The 18,604-nt window shown below is 65.3% G+C and carries 20 protein-coding genes; 7 read left to right on the top strand and 13 right to left on the bottom strand.

Annotated elements, in window-relative coordinates:
- Window positions 1-22 precede the first annotated feature (22 nt).
- The 8 genes from N4S67_RS12670 to rplS form a co-directional block, all read right to left on the bottom strand.
- Window positions 23-1,426 (bottom strand): MCE family protein, encoded by a 1,404-nt coding sequence (locus tag N4S67_RS12670; RefSeq protein ID WP_260993330.1) that lies wholly within the window; start codon window positions 1,424-1,426, stop codon window positions 23-25.
- A complete protein-coding gene (locus N4S67_RS12665; RefSeq protein WP_260993329.1) occupies window positions 1,423-2,526 on the bottom strand; it encodes an MCE family protein in 1,104 nt (367 codons plus the stop codon). The genes N4S67_RS12670 and N4S67_RS12665 overlap by 4 nt, the downstream gene beginning before the upstream one ends.
- On the bottom strand, window positions 2,526-3,551 hold the full coding sequence (locus tag N4S67_RS12660) for an MCE family protein (RefSeq protein ID WP_260993328.1): 1,026 nt from the start codon (window positions 3,549-3,551) through the stop codon (window positions 2,526-2,528). Before N4S67_RS12660 ends, N4S67_RS12665 begins: the two co-directional genes overlap by 1 nt.
- Window positions 3,548-4,804 (bottom strand): MCE family protein, encoded by a 1,257-nt coding sequence (locus N4S67_RS12655; RefSeq protein WP_390893390.1) that lies wholly within the window; start codon window positions 4,802-4,804, stop codon window positions 3,548-3,550. The genes N4S67_RS12660 and N4S67_RS12655 overlap by 4 nt, the downstream gene beginning before the upstream one ends.
- 518 nt (window positions 4,805-5,322) lie before the next feature.
- Entirely contained in the window at window positions 5,323-5,628 is a 306-nt protein-coding gene (locus N4S67_RS12650; RefSeq protein WP_064398671.1) for a DUF2469 domain-containing protein, read from the bottom strand.
- 42 nt (window positions 5,629-5,670) lie between these two features.
- The gene (locus tag N4S67_RS12645) at window positions 5,671-6,390 is read right to left on the bottom strand and encodes a ribonuclease HII (protein WP_260993326.1); all 720 of its coding nucleotides are present in this window, start codon (window positions 6,388-6,390) and stop codon (window positions 5,671-5,673) included.
- A 12-nt stretch (window positions 6,391-6,402) separates the two neighbouring features.
- On the bottom strand, window positions 6,403-7,272 hold the full coding sequence (lepB, locus tag N4S67_RS12640) for a signal peptidase I (protein ID WP_390893389.1): 870 nt from the start codon (window positions 7,270-7,272) through the stop codon (window positions 6,403-6,405).
- Window positions 7,269-7,610, bottom strand: a complete 342-nt coding sequence (gene rplS / locus N4S67_RS12635; protein WP_260993324.1) for a 50S ribosomal protein L19 — start codon at window positions 7,608-7,610, stop codon at window positions 7,269-7,271. Before rplS ends, lepB begins: the two co-directional genes overlap by 4 nt.
- Before the next feature lie 333 nt (window positions 7,611-7,943).
- Between rplS and N4S67_RS12630 the strand changes: the two genes are divergently transcribed.
- Window positions 7,944-8,888: a class A beta-lactamase-related serine hydrolase gene (locus tag N4S67_RS12630; RefSeq protein WP_260993323.1), complete on the top strand. Its 945-nt coding sequence runs from the start codon at window positions 7,944-7,946 to the stop codon at window positions 8,886-8,888.
- Here N4S67_RS12630 and trmD read toward each other — a convergent pair.
- Genes trmD through rpsP form a run of 4 tightly spaced genes read right to left on the bottom strand, consistent with a single transcriptional unit; the run spans window position 8,885 to window position 10,868 of the window.
- Complete coding sequence (gene trmD, locus N4S67_RS12625) at window positions 8,885-9,562, bottom strand: tRNA (guanosine(37)-N1)-methyltransferase TrmD (RefSeq protein WP_260993322.1); 678 nt, start codon at window positions 9,560-9,562, stop codon at window positions 8,885-8,887. The genes N4S67_RS12630 and trmD overlap by 4 nt on opposite strands.
- A gap of 3 nt (window positions 9,563-9,565) precedes the next feature.
- The gene (gene rimM / locus N4S67_RS12620) at window positions 9,566-10,081 is read right to left on the bottom strand and encodes a ribosome maturation factor RimM (RefSeq protein ID WP_260993321.1); all 516 of its coding nucleotides are present in this window, start codon (window positions 10,079-10,081) and stop codon (window positions 9,566-9,568) included.
- Between the two features lie 8 nt (window positions 10,082-10,089).
- Complete coding sequence (locus N4S67_RS12615) at window positions 10,090-10,332, bottom strand: RNA-binding protein (protein WP_260993320.1); 243 nt, start codon at window positions 10,330-10,332, stop codon at window positions 10,090-10,092.
- A gap of 8 nt (window positions 10,333-10,340) precedes the next feature.
- The gene (gene rpsP / locus N4S67_RS12610) at window positions 10,341-10,868 is read right to left on the bottom strand and encodes a 30S ribosomal protein S16 (RefSeq protein ID WP_260993319.1); all 528 of its coding nucleotides are present in this window, start codon (window positions 10,866-10,868) and stop codon (window positions 10,341-10,343) included.
- A gap of 179 nt (window positions 10,869-11,047) precedes the next feature.
- On the opposite strand from rpsP, the gene N4S67_RS12605 reads away from it, so the two are divergent.
- Complete coding sequence (locus tag N4S67_RS12605; protein WP_260993318.1) at window positions 11,048-11,539, top strand: nuclear transport factor 2 family protein; 492 nt, start codon at window positions 11,048-11,050, stop codon at window positions 11,537-11,539.
- A 17-nt stretch (window positions 11,540-11,556) separates the two neighbouring features.
- Window positions 11,557-12,195, top strand: coding sequence for a methyltransferase domain-containing protein (locus N4S67_RS12600; RefSeq protein ID WP_260993317.1), 639 nt, complete (start codon window positions 11,557-11,559; stop codon window positions 12,193-12,195).
- On the opposite strand, the gene N4S67_RS12595 is transcribed toward N4S67_RS12600, so the two are convergent.
- Complete coding sequence (locus N4S67_RS12595; RefSeq protein WP_260993316.1) at window positions 12,192-12,623, bottom strand: nuclear transport factor 2 family protein; 432 nt, start codon at window positions 12,621-12,623, stop codon at window positions 12,192-12,194. The two genes, N4S67_RS12600 and N4S67_RS12595, sit on opposite strands and share 4 nt — an antisense overlap.
- A gap of 125 nt (window positions 12,624-12,748) precedes the next feature.
- Between N4S67_RS12595 and N4S67_RS12590 the strand changes: the two genes are divergently transcribed.
- The 4 genes from N4S67_RS12590 (at window position 12,749) to N4S67_RS12575 (ending at window position 18,601) form a co-directional block, all read left to right on the top strand.
- Window positions 12,749-13,498, top strand: coding sequence for an SDR family oxidoreductase (locus tag N4S67_RS12590; protein WP_260993315.1), 750 nt, complete (start codon window positions 12,749-12,751; stop codon window positions 13,496-13,498).
- Window positions 13,499-13,602: 104 nt separating this feature from the next.
- Window positions 13,603-14,985, top strand: coding sequence for a WS/DGAT/MGAT family O-acyltransferase (locus tag N4S67_RS12585; RefSeq protein WP_260993314.1), 1,383 nt, complete (start codon window positions 13,603-13,605; stop codon window positions 14,983-14,985).
- A 56-nt stretch (window positions 14,986-15,041) separates the two neighbouring features.
- Window positions 15,042-17,198 (top strand): MMPL family transporter, encoded by a 2,157-nt coding sequence (locus tag N4S67_RS12580; RefSeq protein WP_260993313.1) that lies wholly within the window; start codon window positions 15,042-15,044, stop codon window positions 17,196-17,198.
- Window positions 17,195-18,601 (top strand): WS/DGAT/MGAT family O-acyltransferase, encoded by a 1,407-nt coding sequence (locus tag N4S67_RS12575; protein WP_313959944.1) that lies wholly within the window; start codon window positions 17,195-17,197, stop codon window positions 18,599-18,601. Before N4S67_RS12580 ends, N4S67_RS12575 begins: the two co-directional genes overlap by 4 nt.
- Window positions 18,602-18,604 lie beyond the last annotated feature (3 nt).

Raw genomic sequence — 18,604 nt, 5'->3', positions numbered from 1 at the left:
CGACGGCCAATATTGCGGGCGGTCACGGCGGTGTCCCGTCGACGGGTGGTGGCGGGGTTGCGGCGATATCAGGCGGCACGGGCGGCGTCTCGGCGGGCAGCAGCATGTCCTGCAGACTCGGCGGACCGGGCGCGGGGGGTACGGCCCCCGGCGCAGGCCCGGGCGGCGACCCGAACCCGGGGGGCGCCGGCACGTCGCCCATACCGGTGTACGCAGACACCACCGGCGGGACCTCTGCAGGGTCCGGCTCCGCGCCGGCGGCGCCGGGCATCAGGCTGGGCTCCGAGTACCGCAGCATGTGGGGCGGTGGGTTCGAGGACAGGAACGGGCTGACAGGAAATGGCAGATTGTTGAAATTTACGGTGCGCAGGCCGGGACCGAGATACTGCGAACACAACTTGGATGTCGTCGGCGCAGTCGTGTTCTCGAGAGCGCCGATCATTCCGCAGATGAACCACTCCGGATTCGACATGTTGTTCAGGACGAACACACCACTTGCCGCGCCGGTGCGCGGATCGAACATGTTGACTGCGTTGGCGATTGAATGCGGCGCGATGTGCAGCACGTTCTCCAGATCGAGGCGGTGGTCAGCCAGGGTCTGGGTGACGTTGGCCAATCGCTGGATCTGCTCGGCCGTTTTGTCTCTGGTGCCCTCGATGAAGCGGGTGGTCTCGCCCACGACCTCGGACAGGTTCGTCAGCGCCGCGTCGAGGTCTGATCTGCTGTCGTCGACCACGCTGGTCAACGTCGCGAACCGGTCCTGAAACTGCACGATCTGCTCATTGCTGTCACGCAAGGCGGTGACGAAGGTCTGCAGGTTGCTGATCGTGTCGACGATGTCGCCACTGCCCTCGGCCAGGATGCGTCCGACGCCCGACAACTGCGCCAGCGTCTGACGCAGCTTGTCGCCGTTGCCGTCGAGCGCAGCGGCCGCGCTGTCGATGAACCGGCCCACCGAGCCGGTCGACATGCCGTTTTGCGGACCCAATTCGGTTGCCAGACGTGTCAATTGCTCCTTGACTTCATTCCACTCGACCGGCACCGCAGTGCGCTCGACCGGAATCACCCCACCGTCGTCCAGCGCAGGGCCGGACTCATACCCTGGCGTGAGTTGGACGTAGCGCGCCGATACCAGGTTCTGCGCGACGATGACCGCCTTCGCATCAGCGGGTACCCGAATGCCATCGTCGACGTGCAGGGTCATTTCGGCCCGAGTGCCTGCGGGCCGGATCGACTCGATGCTGCCCACCCTGACCCCGGCGACGCGGACCTCGTCGCCCGGGTAGATCGCGGTGGCGGTGGTGAAGTACGCGGTGATCGTCGTCGGCTTGAAGAAAGCCTGTCGGACGGCGACAGCCAGCCCACCCGCCAGAGTTATGGCCAGCACGACAGCCAGCGCGATTCTCGACGCTCGGTTACGTGTCATCGTGGAGGCTCGCCCCAATGTTCTCCCGGTCCGGGAATTCCGTTGTAGGGGAACGGAAGCTCGGCACGCGGGCCTGCGTTGTCGGGTGGCTGACCGGCGTTGACGCCTCTGCGGAACCCGAACGCGTAGTCCAGGAACGGCTGCATCAGCTGACCGAAAATGAGGTTGGGGATGTAGGCCTGGTAGTACGGGCCATTACCGATCGTCTCGCCGAGAGTGGTCTGAAACTTCGCCAACCCCGGAAGCGCCTTGGCGATGTTGTCCCGGTTCTTCTCCAGGACGGCCGTCACCGCGTTGAGTTTGTCCAGCGTGGGCGCAAGCTCCTGCTCGTTGTCGCGAATGAGGCCGGACAACTGTTGGGACAACGCCGAGGTGTGCGCAAGAAGTTCGACGATCGCATAGCGACGTGCTGATAGCACCGACACCAGGTCGTTGGCGTTGAGGATGAGGGTGTTCACCTGGGCGCTGCGGTCCGACAGAATCTTCGTGACATCAGCGCCGTTCTCGAGCAGTTCCCCCAGTGTGTCGTCGCGGTCGTTGATCGCCTGCGACAACCGGGTGATCCCCTCGAACGTCGGACCCAGTTGCGGCGCAACTTGATCGAGCGTCGCCGACAGCGTATCCAGTGACTGGTTCAGCGAGGACGTGTCGGTGCCCGCCGTGTTCGCGGTGAGCTCGCTGACTGCCTCGGTGAGTGAGTACGGCGACGCGGTGCGCGTCACAGGGATGACGTCAAGCGGGCTCATCGTGCCGTCACCCTCGGATTCCAGCGTCAGGACGCGTTCGCCCAGCAGTGTGCCGGTGCGAACGTGGGCGGTCGTGTCCGATCCGAGCTCGACCGTGCCGTCGATCGTGAACGTCACGAGGGCATTGCGACCCTGCAGCGCGATGCCCGAGACGTTGCCGACCTTGGTCCCAGAGACCACCACGTCGTTACCCACGGCGACGCCGCCGGCGTCGGCGAACAGAGCCTGGTACCGAATTTGCGTGGCCAGCGCCACCAACCGCTCGGGCGCGAGCCCGACGGCGATGACGAGAACGACCAATACCACGCCCATGAATCCCGAGCGGATGAGGTGTCTTCCTTGGTATTTCAACATCAGGGCTCGGTGCACCTCCCGTTTTCCTGCTTGATCCACGGGAAGACTGCGGTGCGCCCTTGTAGGTCGGTCACTCGCCACTTCAGTTCGCAGATGTAGTAGTTGAAGAAGCTGCCGTACGACCCCGTGCGGATCAGCTTGCGGTAGTTCTCCGGCGCCTTCGCCAGGCTGGTGTCAACCCTGTCCTTCTGCAGGTCCAGGTTTGTCGCGAGCCGGCTGAGTTGGTCCACCGTCCCGGCCAGCGGGGCCCTGGCTTCGGTCAGCAGGTCCGCCACCGACGCTGTGCCGTTGTTCAAGGACTCGATCGCTTCGCCGATTGGATCTCTTTCCGCGGCAAGCTCGGTCACGAGTTTCTCCAGCCGATCTATCGTGCCGGAGAACTTGTCACCTTCCCTGGACAGCGTGGCCAGCAGCGTTCGCAGGTTGTCGATCAGTGCCTGGATGGTCTGGTTGTGCTCGGCCAGCGCCGTCGTGAAGCCCGAGGTGTTGGAGAGCAGGGACTGCAACGTCCCGCCCTGCCCCTGGAAGATCTGGATCAGTGACGCGGACAGCGCATTGACGTCCTGCGGGTTGAGGCCCCGGATAACGGGCTTGAGCCCTCCGAGCAACAGGTCGAGGTCCAGGGCCGGCTCCGTGCGTTCTGCGGGGATCTGAGAGCCCGGTGGCAGCGGCGTGGAGTCAGGCCCCTCGATGAGTTCCAGATACCGGTCGCCGACGAGATTGAGATAGCGCACCGCCGCCCTGGTTCCGGTCGTCATACGCACCTGCGGATCCGCATCGAAAGTGACGAGCACCGTTTTGTCGCGTCGTAGTTTTACGCTGCTTACGGTGCCGACGCGCATACCGGCCACGCGCACCGACTCCCCCGTCTTCAGTCGCGACGCGTCGGCGAACACCGCTGAATAGTCCTTGGTCGAGCCGGTCTGGTACTGGCCGAAGATGAAGAACAATGACATCGTCAGTAGCGTCATCACGACGCCGAAGATGCCGAATTTGACGAGCGTCGGTCGCAGCGAGCGCCTCATCCGGGCTGTCCGATCTGCGCGGTGTTGCGTGGCGGACCGTCAACCTCGGTGTCGCCGAACATGATCTGTTTGATGATGTCGGCGTTGAGGACAATGCCGGGGTACGTGCGGCGCCACGGGTTGGTTCCGGTGTCGGCGACGACATACGGCGCCACCCCCTCGAACGGCATATTCGGCAAGCCCGTGCACTGCGGGCCGCCCTCCCCACCCGCCTTGGGCAGATCGCCCGGGTACCGGTAGCGCTCCTGCCCCCACAGGAAGCCGGCGAGTACAACGACGCCCGGCTCCTTCAGCGGCGGACGCTCTGACGCGTTGACCATGCCGGCGAGCGAACACCACAGCGCCTCGTTGTATTCGTTGAGCAAATCAGTGGTCGGCACGAGCAACCGAAGGACGTCCGTCAGCGGTTGCCGATTCTCGCCGAGCACCTGATCGCCGATGTCCGCCAAGCCGATCACGCTGACGAGCGCTGCGTCGAGGCTGTCCTGCTGGTCGACCAGGGTGTCGCTGATCCGTGAGGTGTTGTCGGCGATCGAGACGAAGTCGTCGGCCGCGTCGGCGTAGGCCCGCAGCACGTGCGGCGCGGCTTCCAGATCACGACGCAGGGCGGGCAGAGTCGGTTCGAGCCTGGCCAGGTAGGCGTCGAGGTCGGCCAACATCTGGCCGAACTTCTCGCCGCGCCCGGACATCGCTGAAGAGATCGCCCCGAGAGTCTCGTTGAGCTTGGCCGGATCGATCGTCGACAGCACCGACGTCAACTGCTCGAAGACGGTGTTCACCTCGACCATGACGTGCTGGGCATCGATGACCTGACCGGCGCGCAGCGATTCCGCTGACGGTTTGTCAGGAAAGACGAACTGGACCTGCTTGGCGCCGAATACCGTCGGCGAAGCGATCTCGACAAGCGCGTTGGCCGGGATCGCTTCGAGGCGTGCGGGATCGATCGCCAGATGGATCGCCGCTCGGCCGTCAGCCAGCGCCTCGATCGACGCGACTTTGCCCACTTGGACCCCGCGGATCTGCACTTTCGCGTCCGGATTCATCACGAGGCCGGCACGTTCGGATATCACGGTGACGGGCGCGCTCTGCGCGAAACCGTCCCGGAACAGATTCGCCGCCAAGATGAAGACCGCGACTATGGACGCGACGGTGGCGAGGCCGACCAGCGGACGCAAGAGATAGCGCTTCACCGTAGTCCTCCGCGCACGCGGCGACCGGAATGGCGCTCCGCGGCCCGTCGTGGCACGCGCGATCCACCCTCAACATGCGTTCGAGGACGGCGCAGCACATTACGCTGGAACATATTTTTGGGTTAATCACTCCGTTGATGGTGGGCGGACGTTGCGTCTTCGGGACCTCGATTGGCTGGCCGCTGTGCGGACACTTTGGTTTGCTGTGCAAGATTCCCACACAGTTCAGTGCAGTTCAATAGGCAAAAATGAGACAAAGCTGGATTATCTGTCCAGTGCGCGGAACGCTCAAGCCTACCGTGTCCCGCAGCTGCGCTGTCTTTGACATATCGGACCAACTATTAGGTGGCGACGATCATGAGCTATCGACGCCGCAGTGCCGATCGCACCGGTTTCGTCCAATGATGGCGCGCCCGACGCGCGAAAAAATGAAAATGGCAATTTTTATAAAGATAGACAAGTTCGGCGCCGTCGCGCCCGGGTCGGGTCCCCACTGACGAGTGCGCCCAACGCCGCAGCAATCACGGCTGGGCCCTGCGCGGTGAGGACGCGAAATATGCTGCGTCGCAGCGACAATGCCCCTATTCGGGAAGCCGTAGCTCCGGCTTCTCGACCTCTTCGATGTTGACGTCCTTGAACGTGATCACGCGGACCTGCTTGACGAACCGAGCGGGCCGATACATGTCCCACACCCACGCGTCGGCCAGCCGCAGTTCGAAGTACACCTCGCCGTCGGAGTTACGCGGCACCAACTCGACACTGTTGGCCAGGTAGAAGCGCCGCTCGGTCTCCACGACGTAGCTGAACTGTCCGACGATGTCCTTGTATTCGCGGTAGAGCGAGAGCTCCATCTCGGTTTCGTACTTCTCGAGATCTTCGGCACTCATCGGCTCAGCTGTCCTTCACATCGTCTACTTGCACATCTTCCCCTACCCCAGTTGGCTCTGCTGCTCGGGTTCCCAATCCAGATCGTTCGCGGGAACCAGTTCCCCGTCCACCGGCACGAGTCGGCGCACGTTGATGAACGAGTACCGATGCTGCGTGCACGGGCCGAGCGCGGCGAGGGCGGCGCTATGCGCGGGCGTGCTGTATCCCTTATGCTCGGCGAACCCGTACCCCGGGTGTTCGGATTCCATTTTGACCATCAGCCGGTCACGGCTCACCTTGGCGAGCACACTGGCCGCGGCGATGCACGCCGCCGCCGCGTCTCCGCCGACCACAGGCAGCGAGGGCATCGGCAGACCGGGCACGCGGAAGCCGTCGGACAGCACATAACCAGGGCGTAAAGGCAGCCCCGCAACCGCCCGCCGCATGCCCTCGATGTTGGCGACGTGGACGCCACGCCGATCCACCTCCGCCGACGGGATGAACACCACGTGGTAGGCAAGCGCATACCGGCGGATCAACGGAAACAGCCGCTCCCGCTCCTTGGCGTTGAGCTTCTTGGAGTCATCGAGCGCGGCCAGACTCTCGAGTCGGTTGGGTCCGAGTACACACGCGGCCACGACGAGCGGGCCCGCGCACGCCCCGCGGCCCACCTCGTCGACACCCGCGACCGGGCCCAGCCCGCCGCGATACAGCGCGGACTCCAGTGTGCGCAGGCCAGAAGACTTCCGGATCACCGTTCGCGGAGGCCATGTCGCCGGCAAGCTCAAACCCTCCTATTGGGCTTGGGATTCGGTCTGCGGATTCACCTGTGGGTTGAGGCTGCCCACTCCGCCCCATCGCGAGGGCGGCCAGGCGATGAACCGTGCCTTCCCGATGACATTGTCCACCGGGATGGTGCCGAGCACGGGGTCACCGGTGCACATCAGTCCGCGTTGCACATCGGCGGGCGTCTTACCGCAGTGCGCCCGGGAATCCGCCGAATGCGTACGGTTGTCGCCCATCACCCACAGCCTGTCCTCGGGGACCTTCACCGGGCCGAACTCGCTGCCCAGGCATGGGTAGATCTTGATGTCGGCCATCATCGTCGTCGAGTCCAGATACGGCTCGTCGAGGCGCTTGCCGTCGACCGTCAGTCCGGTGGTCGCCCGGCACTCGACGGTCTGCCCGCCCACCGCGATGACCCGTTTCACCAGATCGTTCTCGTCCGGTGGGACGAAGCCGATGAACGACAGCGCGTTCTGGACCCACCGGATCGCGGTGTTGTCCGAGCGGATCGACTTGTAGCCGACATTCCAGTTCGGCGGGCCCTTGAACACCACGACATCACCGGGCTCCGGCGACGAGAAGTCGTAAGTCAGCTTGTCGACCATGATCCGGTCGCCGGTGCAGCCCGGGCAGCCGTGCAGGGTCGGTTCCATCGATTCCGACGGAATGAGGTACGGCCGCGCGATGAACGTCAGCATGACGTAATACAGGACCAGCGCGATCGTGATGAGAATGGCGCCTTCGCGCAGTGCGCCGCGCTTCTTCTTCTCGGGTTCGGAGTCGGCGTCCGGATCGGTGGACGAGGCGTCTGGGCCGGCGGAGTCGGTCACCGCATCAGGGTAGCCAGCGCGGTGGTCATCGCCACCGGGCGACGTCAGCGCTTTTCCTTGATCTTCGCCTTCTTGCCGCGGAGCTCACGCAGGTAGTACAGCTTCGCGCGACGAACGTCACCGCGGGTGACGACGTCGATGTGGTCGATATTGGGTGAGTGCACCGGGAACGTCCGCTCGACGCCGACCCCGTAGCTCTCCTTGCGCACCGTGAACGTCTCCCGGATCCCGCCACCCTGACGGCGGATGACCGCGCCCTTGAAGACCTGGATGCGTTCCTTGGAGCCCTCGATCACCTTCACGTGCACGTTGACCGTGTCGCCGGGGCCGAAGGCCGGGATGTCGTCGCGCAGCGACGTCTGATCGACGAAGTCCAGCGTGTTCATCGGTGACACTTCCTTGCTGTTGGTGGCTGTGGGCGCGCCATCGCAAACTGATGCGTCGCCGAGCCGGTCTATCGGGCGTATCGGGTGTATCTCGCAGCGGGCGGACCTGCCCGTCCCCGAGCACGACCCCGGGTACTGCACAGACAACTGCTCAATTGTGCCAGACAGGCCCTCATCCAGTGAAATCCGGCCGAACGTCGCTGCTGCCGAACCGACGAACGCCGAGACGGCCTAACTACACGGTGCGGCCTCGCGGCGGTTACGCTGGACAACACGGGCGTGGCGATGCGGCAAGCCTGATCCCGAAATCTTCCAAACTGCTGAGGGAGGGTCATGCGCCGGGGGCCGTCAAAGCTGATAACGGCTACCGCGGCCGTCGCAATCCTGGTGCCGATCGGCACCGGCTGCGAGGCCAGCGTATACGGGATGCCGCCCGAACCCTCGGGCCCGCAGCTCACTGTCATCGCTCCGCAGGGCCGCATGGCTCCGCTGCCCGAGGCCCCTCCCGACGAGCCCGCCGCCAGCTTCGCCGGCCTGGCCGCCAGGGCCAAGCAGGCCACCGCCGACGCCGCGAAGGCAGGCGCCGAGATCACGACGGTCGTGCTGGATCGCAACACCGGTCAGACCGTCTCCAACGGCAACAACATGCAGATGCCCATCGCCTCGGTGGTGAAGCTCTTCATCGCCGACGATCTGCTGCTGCAGGAAGCGCAGGGACGGACCCGACTCTCTGCCGAGGACCGTAAGGCGCTCGACTTCATGTTGCGGGCCTCTGACGACAGCGCAGCCGAGGTCTTCTGGAACCGCAGCGGTGGCAGCGCCATCATCGAGCGTGTCACCGCCCGTTACAGCCTGGATGCCACCGAGACGCCCTACAACGGGCGCTGGTTCAACACCTTGAGCACCACCGGTGATCTCGTCCGGTACTACGACAAGCTGCTCGCCGGCAGCGGCGGATTGCCGCCGGAGAAAGCCGACATCATCTTGTCCAACCTCGCCGCGTCGACACCGACCGCCCCCGACGGGACGGTTCCCGGCGGTGTGTACCCGCAGCGGTTCGGCATCCCTGAGGGGTTCTACGCCGAACCGGTCGCTGTCAAACAGGGCTGGTTCTGCTGCTGGAACGGCGGCAACTGGGTCCACCTGTCGACAGGCGTCGTCGGACCGGACCGTCGGTACGTCATGGCCATCGGCTCCATGCACCCCGCCGACGACGCCACCGCGCGCACCACCATCACCCAAGCCGTGAAGACGATGTTCCCCGGCGGGCACATCTAGTCGAGAAGATCGGGCCTGCGCTCGCGAGTGCGCGCCAACCCCTGCTCACGGCGCCACGCGGCCACCTTGGCGTGGTCGCCCGACAACAACACCTGCGGTACGTCGAGCCCCCGCCAGCTGGGCGGACGGGTGTAGCTCGGCCCCTCGAGAACGCCGTCGGAGTGCGAATCATCCTGGTGCGACACGGGATTGCCGAGTACATCGGGCAGCAGTCGCACGACGGCTTCGATCATCACCAACGCCGCCGCCTCACCGCCGGGCAGCACGTAATCGCCGATCGACACCTCCTCGACCCGCATGCGGCCCGCGGCATCATCGACGACGCGTTGGTCGATGCCCTCGTAGCGGCCACAGGCGAATACGATGTGTTTCTCGGCGCTCCACCGCTGCGCATCGGCCTGCCTGAACAACCGGCCCGCAGGCGTCGGCACCACGAGAAGTGTTCCCTCGGAGCAGATCTCGTCCAGCGCCTCGCCCCACACCGGCGCCTTCATCACCATGCCGGGACCGCCACCGTACGGTGCGTCGTCCACCGACCTGTGCACATCGTGGGTCCAGCGTCGCAGATCGTGCACCGCCAGCGTGACGATGCCGGCGTCGATCGCCTTGCCCGGCAACGACTGTCGCAACGGGTTGAGGTACTCCGGGAAAATCGTCAGCACGTCGATGCGCATGTCTCAGTCCAGCTCCAGCAGACCCTCGGGCGGGTCGATCTCGATCGTCTGCTCAGCCAGCGACACCGACGTCACGATGGCGCTCACGAAGGGCACCAGGATCTCGCGCTCGGCGGCGCGCACCGAAAGCAATTCTCCCGCCGCGGTGTGCAGCACCTCGGCGACGGTACCCACCTGCACACCCTCGGTGGTCCGAACCTGCAGGCCTTCGAGTTGGTGGTCGTAGTACTCGTCCGGGTCGTCGATCGGCGGAAGATCCGCGGAGTCGACCACGAACAGAGTGCCGCGCATCGCCTCGGCCTCGGCGCGGTCGGTGACCCCGTCCAGGCGTACCAGCAGTCGTCCGCTGTGTGCGCGCGCGGACTCGACGGTGTAGCGCCGTTCGGGCCCGTTCCTGGCGCGGCCGCGCAGGACGGTGCCGGGCGCGAAGCGGCCGTCGGGATCGTCGGTGCGGACATCGACGACGAGCTCGCCGGCGATGCCATGCGCCTTGACGACCCGTCCGACAACGAGGTCCACTGCGACCTCTACTGGTCGGTGTCCACCACGTCGACGCGGATCCCCCGGCCGCCGATACCGGCCACCAGCGTGCGCAACGCGGTCGCGGTGCGGCCGCCCCGGCCGATGACCTTGCCGAGATCCTCGGGGTTCACGTGCACCTCGACGGTGCGTCCGCGCCGGTTGGTCACCATGTCAACCCGCACATCGTCGGGGTTGTCCACGATGCCTCGCACCAGGTGCTCGACGGCGTCGACGACGACAGAGCTCACGGCCGCACTCAGCTCTCGGTCGACGAGGGCTCGTCCGACGACTCGGGCGAGGTGGTGGCGTCGGCTCCCTCAGCTGCGGGCTCCGACTCGTCCTTGACGGGGGCCGCCTCGGCCTGCACCTCGGTGGCGTCGGCGGCCTTCTTCGCGGGGGCCTTCTTCTTCTTGGGCTGGGTGGCCTCGGTGCTCGGGCCGCCCTCGGCCTCGGCCAGCGCGGCGTTGAAGAGGTCGAGCTTGGACGGCTTGGGCTCCTTGACCTTCAGCGTGCCCTCTGCACCGGGGAGACCCTTGAACTTCTGCCAGTCACCCGTGATCTTGAGCAGCTGCAGGACGGGCTCGGTGGGCTGGGCGCCGACGCCGAGCCAGTACTGCGCGCGCTCCGAGTCGATCTCGATGAGGCTGGGGTCTTCCTTGGGGTGGTACCGGCCGATGACCTCGATGGAGCGGCCGTCGCGGCGGGTGCGCGCGTCAGCGACGGCGATGCGGTACTGGGGATTGCGGATCTTGCCAAGCCGAGTCAGCTTGATCTTGACAGCCATGAGTAAGCGGTTCTCCTGTGATTGCCACGCCGGCAATTCAGCGATCGCGGGCGGGTTGCCCGAATCCGGTTTTGCCTTCCGTGTGTGACCGCCGCGGGGCCGTGGTCCCGCGGCAGACAGCCGCCTATTGTGCCAGAACAGCGCCCACCGGCAAAAATCCCGCGGTTACCCTCACGGTCATGGACGACACGACGGCGCTGCTGGAGATCGAGGCGATCAAGCAGTTGAAGGCTCGCTACTGCCGATTGCTCGACACCAAAGACTGGGACGCGTGGCGCACCATCTTCTCCGATGACTTTCTCAGCGACACGTCCGAGGCCGGCGGCAAGGTCATCGTCGGGGCTGACGAATTCGTCGCATTCACCCGCAAGAGCCTCGGCGACAACGCCACCGTGCATCAGGTGCACGCCCCCGAGATCGAGCTGACGTCGGCGACCACCGCACGCGCCGTGTGGGCGCTCGAGGACGTGGTGCGCCTGGCCCCCGCGGTGAACCTGCGTGGCTACGGTCACTACAGCGAGACCTACGAGAAGATCGACGGCCGGTGGCGCATCACCAGCTCCAAACTGACGCGGCTGCGCGAGGACATCTTCAACCTGCTGATCTCGGTGTATATCTCCCCTCGCCTGCGGAGCGTGATCGGCAAGGCGGCGCGCCGCGTCGTGAAGTGAACCTGCATCATCTTCACGTGACGCCGATACGACACAGGCTGTTGTCCGCAATCGCCGGCCAGTTGGGTCGGCCTCACGGCCTTTTGGGACCGCTGGTCGCCAGAGTGCTCAACCGCGGCAACGGCAAGGCGATCGCCGACGCTGTCGACGCCGCACACGTTCAGCCCGGGTCGAGCGCCGCCGACGTCGGGTTCGGCGGCGGCATCGGGTTGCGCCTTCTGCTCGACCGGGTCGGCGACAACGGAAACGTGCACGGCGTCGAGATCGCCGAGGCCATGCTGCGCCGCGCACGCTCGGCACTTCGACACGACGTGCAGTCGGGCCGGCTGCGGCTCTCGGAAGGCTCGTTGACCGGACTGCCGTTCCCCGACGCCTCGCTCGACACGGTCATCACGCTCAACACCGTGTACTTCATCAGCGACCTCGACGCCGCCTGCGCCGAACTGGCCCGGGTGCTCCGGCCGGGCGGGCGCGTCGTCGTCGGCATCGGCGACCCCGAGGTCATGCGGCGCGCGCCCTTCACCCGCTTCGGGTTCACGTTGCGGCCGGTCACCGATATCGCTGCCGCCCTAACGAAAACCGGGCTGACCGTCGAGCAGCGCCGCATCGAGGACAAGCCGATGCCCCGGTACGTGTTCGTCGGCCTGCGACCCTAGAGCAGCTTGTCGTAGCACTTCTCTTCGACGCGCTTGTTCATCCGCCAGCCGACGGGCGTGCGGACGAACTCGTCGACGTACCAGATTCCGACAAAGTAGATCTGGCTCGTTCCCCCGTCGACATTCCCGCCCATCACCATCGGGTTGAAGCAGATGGCCCGCGATGACGCCGAGTCACCGTCGATCCGGATGTCTATGTTGCCCAGCATGTGGTAGTACGCCGGGAAGTTCGGCAGCACGTCTTTCAACCACGCCTTGACGTCAGGAAAGCGGCCCTCGATGCCGCCGGTGACGGTGTAGTCGATGTAGGCGTCGGCGGTGAAGACCCCGTCCAGGTCGTCGAACCGCTTCTGGTCGATAGCCGTCGAGTAGTCGATCAGCAGCTGCTGGATCTCCAGCCGGTCGGAGATCTCACCCAGGGTCATCATGGGTTACATCAAACACAAGGAGCCGGGCGTCCGTGCGGATCCGTTCGCTCCCAAGGTTTCTGTCGCGTCGGCATCTGGCCGGACTTGCACAGCCGCAATCGTCGGGCCCTGGCTATGCTGCTCGGATGATCCGCCGCAGGATCCTCATCACCGGTGCGAGCGCCGGCCTTGGCGCCGGGATGGCCCGGGTTTTCGCTGCCAAAGGTCGCGATCTTGCACTATGCGCCAGGCGACTTGACCGACTCGAACAACTGAAGGCAGAGCTCACAGCCGATTACCCGGACCTCAACATCGCCGTCGCCCCGCTCGACGTCAACGACCACGATCAGGTGCCGCGAGTCTTCGCTGAGCTCGCCGTTCAGCTGGGCGGAATCGACCGGGTCCTGGTCAACGCGGGCGTCGGCGAGGGCGCTGCGTTGGGTTCGGGCGGAATGCAGGCCAATAAGAGGGTGCTCCGAACCAATTTGGTGGCCGCCCTCGTACAGATTGAAACGGCGTTGGAGATGTTCAGCGGCGCCGGCTCCGGTCATCTGGTACTGATCTCCTCGGTGGCCAGCGCCAAGGGGATACCTGGCTCGTGGGCCGCGTACTCCGCGAGCAAGGCCGGATTGCGTTCGTTGGGCGAATCGCTACGTGCTGAGCACGCCGACGGGCCGATCAACGTGTCGGTGATTCACGCGGGGTACATCGAGTCGGAGATGACCGCTCACATCAAGCGTCCAATGTTCATGAGAGACAACCAAACCGGGGCCGGGGCGCTGGTTGATGCCATCGAGAGGGAACCTGGCCGAGCCGTGGCGCCCTGGTGGCCCTGGGCCCCGATGATCCAGTTGCTGCGCATGGTTCCGGCTTCGCGGATGAAGCCCGCTTCCTAGCCACCAGATTGGCGTACTCAGCACCCTCCAGCAGCGGTTAGGTTTGATTTTGCTGGCTCACCAGCATTATTTACGCAACCGAAACTCGGGGGTAGGGCGCAGATATGTACCGTCTCACCGGATTCGACGCCGGGATGCTGGCCCTCGAGGGGCCATCGCAGCCGCTGACGGGGTGTGCGCTGTGGGAACTCGACACCTCGACGATGCCGGGTGGCTTTTCCTTCGAACGGTTTCGCGACATGCTCCTCCGCCGTTTGGTCGCTTTGCCGGAGTTTCGGATGAAATTGGCGGACAGTGCGCTGAACCTCGACACACCCGTGTGGGTCGACGATCCGAGATTCGACCCCGACCAGCACCTGCATCTGGCACACCTACCCGCCCCCGGGGGACGGCGCGAGTTGGCCGATTTCGTGGCGGCCCGCATCGCCGAACGGATGGACCGCAGCCGCCCGCTGTGGGAAATGTGGGTGATCGAGGGCCTGTCCGGGGACGACGAGCACTTCGGCGGCAAGGTCGCGGTGATGCACCGGTTTCACCACGTGCTCGCCGACGGGGTGACCGCCCTGGACATGCTGTCCCGCTTGACCACCACCGAAGCCGACCCTCCCCCGCCCAAGGCTTTAGACGGCGTGGGCACCGTCAGCACTCGCGCGATCGCCCTCGACGGGTTCAAGCGCTTCGCCTCCCGGCCGCGGTACCTGGTCACCGAACTTCTACCCACGGCCGTGGCCACGGCGAAGTCCCGACGCCGCAACCGCGGTCAACGCATGGCCGATGCGTTTACAGCACCGTGCACACCCCTCAACGGCAACATCACCGAACGCCGCACAGCCTCGTTCATCCAACTCGACTTGCAGGAGGTCAAGGCCGTCAAAGACAAGTTCGCCGTCACGTTGAACGATGTGCTGCTGGCCATGGTGTCGGACGCGTTGCGCCGCTACCTGCTCGATCGAGCCGCACTGCCCGACGCTCCACTGCTCACGATGGTGCCGGTGTCGGTTTTCGACCCGAACCGCGAGGGCCGCAACCAGGTAGCCCTGATGGTGACCAGCCTGTGTACCGACATCGCCGACCCGGCCGATCGACTGAAAGCCATCGCACAGGCGAGTGCCGCTGCCAAAGAGGATATTTCGGCCCTCGGACCTACCCACCAACAGGACTGGATGCAATTCGCCCCGGGACTTTTGGCACTGGCCATGCGACTGTACCGGTGGTCTGGGCGCACCAAGCGCAAGCCTGTCTACAACTTGACCACCTCCAATGTGCCGGGCCCGCAAGAACAGACCTATCTCTTGGGATCGGCGGTACGGGCCCGCTATTCGTTCGGCCCAATCCTCCATGGGAACGGACTGTCATTGGTGGCGATGTCGTTGAACGACAAACTCGACATCGGTTTGGTGTCGTGCCCTGACCTGGTACCTGACGTGTGGGAGCTGGCCGACTCGCTACCCGCCGCGCTCAAGCAGCTACTGGCCGCGCAGAACTAATCCGATCGACTGTGCTCGACGCCCTAGCACGCCTTGTCGTAGCGGCGCCTAGATGGGTGCTCGCCACATCGCTGGTGATCGTCGGCGCGCTTGCGGTGATCGGCGCGCCGGTTTCTCAAAAGCTCTCCACCGCAGGGCTGGCGGACCCAGGCGCGGAATCAACCAAGGTGGTCCACGCGCTGTCAGAGAGCTTCGGACTCGGAGATAGCCAGCTGGTGCTGCTCGTCCGGGCAGAAGACGGCATCGACACCCCGACGGGCCGCGCGTTCGTCGACGGCCTCGTCACAGAACTGCGCGCCGCAGAGCACGTCGCGACCGTGGCGTCCCCGTGGGACTCCCTCGACCCCGTCGCCGCCGGCACGATGAGCCGCGACCGACACTCGGTGATCGTCACCGCCGGAATCGAAGGCGGCGAAACACAGTCGGCGGTCAACGCTGCCGAACTCGGTGCGCGTTTTCGCGGCGACCATGCCGGGGGCTTCACCGTAGCGGCGGGCGGCACCGGTATCGCAAGCGCCGAGATCAACGAGCAGACCCGGCGCGACCTGGAGATCAGCGAGGCGATCGCCATTCCGCTCAGCTTCACCGTGCTGGTGTGGGTCTTCGGCGGATTGCTTGCTGCGGCGATCCCGCTGTCGGTGGGGTGCACGGCGATCGTGGGGTCGATGGCGATTCTGCGGATGATCGCCACGTTCACCGACGTCTCCGTATTCGCCCTGAACGTCGCGGCAGGGATCGGACTTGCGCTGGCTATCGACTATTCACTACTCATCGTCAGCCGGTGGCGCGAGGAACTCCGCGCCGGCGCCGGCGCTGAGGTCGCGATCAGGCGCACGATGCAAACCGCGGGGCGCACGGTCGTGTTCTCTGCCGTCACCGTCGGGCTGTGTCTGGCACCAATGGCACTGTTCCCGATGTACGCGCTGCGCTCGCTGGCCTATGGGGGCGTAGCCGTCGTGGCCTTCGCTGCGCTGGCGTCTCTCGTGGTGGCACCGGCGGCCATTCTGGTGACTTCCAAGCGGATCGCGAAGCGCCGCGGCCGCCACCGTTCACCGGCCGGTGTGTGGCATCGATGGGCAAGAACGGTCATGCGTCATCCGTGGATTGCGTTGCTGGGCACCATGGTCCCGCTGCTGACCATCGCCTCCCCCGTCCTGGATGCGAAGATCGGATTACCGGACGAGCGTATTCTGCCGTCGAGTTTCGCCGCTCGCCAGGTCGGCGACCAGATCCACGAGAACTTCAATCAGGATCTGGCGGCGACAGTCCACATCGTTGTACCCGCGACGGAGCATCTCGGTGAGGTCGCGCTGAACTCCTATGCAGCCGAATTGTCCGCACTGCCAGAAGTCGTCGCTGTCGACACTGGAAGTCAGACGTTTACGAGTGGAACAGCCGCCGGTCCCGCCCGCGAATCGTCCAGCACAAGTGGTGACGGAAACGTTCTGTTGACGGTCGCCACCCGGGTGACACCACTGAGCAGTGAATCCGCCGCCTTGCTGGACGATCTGCGCGCGGTTCCGCCGCCGGCAACTGTGTGGTTCGGGGGGCTGGAACAGACCAATAGAGACAGCATCGCCGGCATCGTCGACCGGCTGCCGTTGGTACTCGCCGCCATCGCAGCGGTCATGCTGATGCTGCTGTTCATCATGACCGGCAGCGTCGTTGTTCCCGTGAAAGCGCTGCTGCTGAACCTCCTTTCACTGTCTGCCACCTTCGGAGCCATGGTGTGGGTGTTCCAGGAGGGACATCTGGGCGGGCTCGGCACCAACGCCGCCGGTTCGCTGTTCGCAATCGTCCCGGTGCTGATGTTCTGCATCACCTTCGGCTTGTCGATGGACTACGAGGTGTTCTTGATCTCCCGGATCCGCGAGTGCTGGCTGGCGTCTGACCGGACCAGGGCCGCCAACGACGAGGCCGTCATGCTGGGCCTCGCAAGCACCGGGCGGGTTGTCACGGCCGCGGCCGTGATCATGATCATCAATTTCGCTGCGCTGATCGCTTCGCAAGTGCCACTGATGCGCATGTTCGGCGTGGGCCTGACCCTGGCGATTCTGCTGGACGCCACCGTCATCCGGATCGTGCTGCTTCCCGCGAGCATGACGCTGCTCGGCCGGTGGAATTGGTGGGGCCCGCGGTCCAGCCGGCCGCCGCGGCGAGGACGTATCGATATCCCTCTGAGAGAAAAGGCTGCCGTGGAGGTTCTGCAGTGACAATCAACCGGCTCACCGGCTTCGACACGAGCCTGCTCACACTCGAAGCGCCGACCCAGCCGATGACCGGGTGCGGCCTGTTCGACCTGGACACGACGACGATGCCAGGCGGATACAGCTTCGAGAACTTCCGCGACACGCTGCGCGCACGCGTTGCGGCACTGCCGGAATTCCGAATGAAGCTCGCGGACAACGTGTTCAACTTGGACATGCCGGTGTGGGTGGACGACCCCGACTTCGACCTCGACCAGCATCTTCACCACGTGACGCTGCCCGCACCCGGAGGCAGGCGTGAACTCTCGGAGCTTGTCGGGCGTCTGGTCGCCGGGCGGCTGGATCGAAGCCGCTCGCTGTGGGACATGTGGGTGATCGAAGGCGTCTCGACAACCGACTCCCGCTTCAGTGGATCCGTCGCGGTCCTGCTGCGGATGCACCACGTCATGGCCGACGGCGCGACCGCGCTCGATATCTTCTCGCGGCTGTGCTCCACGCAGGCCGACGCGCCGGCGCCGGCGGCCCGTGACGGCGTCGGGACCACCACCAGGCGCGAGATCGCGCTCGACGGATTGGTCCGCCTCGCCTCGAGGCCGTGGGTCCTGATGTCCAAGGTGCTGCCCGCGACAGTCGCCGGCGTGATCAGGGCACGACGGCGTGCGACCACCTCAGCACTGTTCACGGCTCCCAGGACCCTCTTCAACGGCGACGTCACCGAACGTCGCAACGTGGCCTACGTTCAGCTCGACCTCCAGGATGTCCGGGCCGTGAAGGACAGCTTCGGCGTCACCGTCAACGACGTGACGGCGGCGCTCGCGGCGGGGGCGCTTCGGCAGTACCTGCTCAACCGCCGTGCCCTGCCCGCATTCCCATTGGTCGCGGCGATGCCGATATCGGTTTTCGATGCAAACCGGTCCGGCCGAAACCAGTTGTCCTCCATGGACTCCAGTCTGTGCACCGACATCGCAGACCCTGCACAGCGGCTCAAGTCCATCAGCGCCGCCAGCGCGGCCGCCAAAAGCCGCATCTCGACCATCGGGCCGACCCTCCTGCAGGACTGGATGCAGTGCGCACCCGGCCTGCTGGCCCTCATGGCGCGGCTGTACCGGCTGTCCGGGCAGGCCACCCGCCGTCCCCGCTACAACCTGACGTTCTCCAACGTTCGGGGTCCGGAAGAACAGACCTATCTCCTGGGTTCAGCGGTGCGAGCCAGGTATGCCTTCGGTCCAATCTTCCACGGGTCCGGACTCATGATCATCGTCATGTCACAGGGCGGCAACCTCGACATCGGCCTGGTCGCTTGCCCCGACCTGCTGCCCGATCTCTGGGAGGTGGCCGACGAAATACCTGGCGCACTCGAGGAATTGCTCGACGCCTCGACTCAGAGCGCCGATATCTCCGCCAGCTGAGGG

This window comes from Mycobacterium deserti (genome assembly GCF_025345615.1).
Classification (GTDB): domain Bacteria; phylum Actinomycetota; class Actinomycetes; order Mycobacteriales; family Mycobacteriaceae; genus Mycobacterium; species Mycobacterium deserti.
Note: the sequence above shows the minus strand (reverse complement) of the source record. Positions and strands in the feature narration are given on the sequence as shown.

What these genes read in the sequence shown, in the direction of transcription:
- N4S67_RS12590 (WP_260993315.1), top strand. Translation starts at nt 12,749, where the DNA reads ATGATCCGCCGCAGGATCCTCATCACCGGTGCGAGCGCCGGCCTTGGC.
- N4S67_RS12630 (WP_260993323.1), top strand. Translation starts at nt 7,944, where the DNA reads ATGCGCCGGGGGCCGTCAAAGCTGATAACGGCTACCGCGGCCGTCGCA.
- N4S67_RS12595 (WP_260993316.1), bottom strand. Translation starts at nt 12,623, where the DNA reads ATGATGACCCTGGGTGAGATCTCCGACCGGCTGGAGATCCAGCAGCTG.
- rplS (WP_260993324.1), bottom strand. Translation starts at nt 7,610, where the DNA reads ATGAACACGCTGGACTTCGTCGATCAGACGTCGCTGCGCGACGACATC.
- N4S67_RS12605 (WP_260993318.1), top strand. Translation starts at nt 11,048, where the DNA reads ATGGACGACACGACGGCGCTGCTGGAGATCGAGGCGATCAAGCAGTTG.
- N4S67_RS12670 (WP_260993330.1), bottom strand. Translation starts at nt 1,426, where the DNA reads ATGACACGTAACCGAGCGTCGAGAATCGCGCTGGCTGTCGTGCTGGCC.
- trmD (WP_260993322.1), bottom strand. Translation starts at nt 9,562, where the DNA reads ATGCGCATCGACGTGCTGACGATTTTCCCGGAGTACCTCAACCCGTTG.
- N4S67_RS12660 (WP_260993328.1), bottom strand. Translation starts at nt 3,551, where the DNA reads ATGAGGCGCTCGCTGCGACCGACGCTCGTCAAATTCGGCATCTTCGGC.
- rpsP (WP_260993319.1), bottom strand. Translation starts at nt 10,868, where the DNA reads ATGGCTGTCAAGATCAAGCTGACTCGGCTTGGCAAGATCCGCAATCCC.
- N4S67_RS12585 (WP_260993314.1), top strand. Translation starts at nt 13,603, where the DNA reads ATGTACCGTCTCACCGGATTCGACGCCGGGATGCTGGCCCTCGAGGGG.
- N4S67_RS12650 (WP_064398671.1), bottom strand. Translation starts at nt 5,628, where the DNA reads ATGAGTGCCGAAGATCTCGAGAAGTACGAAACCGAGATGGAGCTCTCG.
- N4S67_RS12665 (WP_260993329.1), bottom strand. Translation starts at nt 2,526, where the DNA reads ATGTTGAAATACCAAGGAAGACACCTCATCCGCTCGGGATTCATGGGC.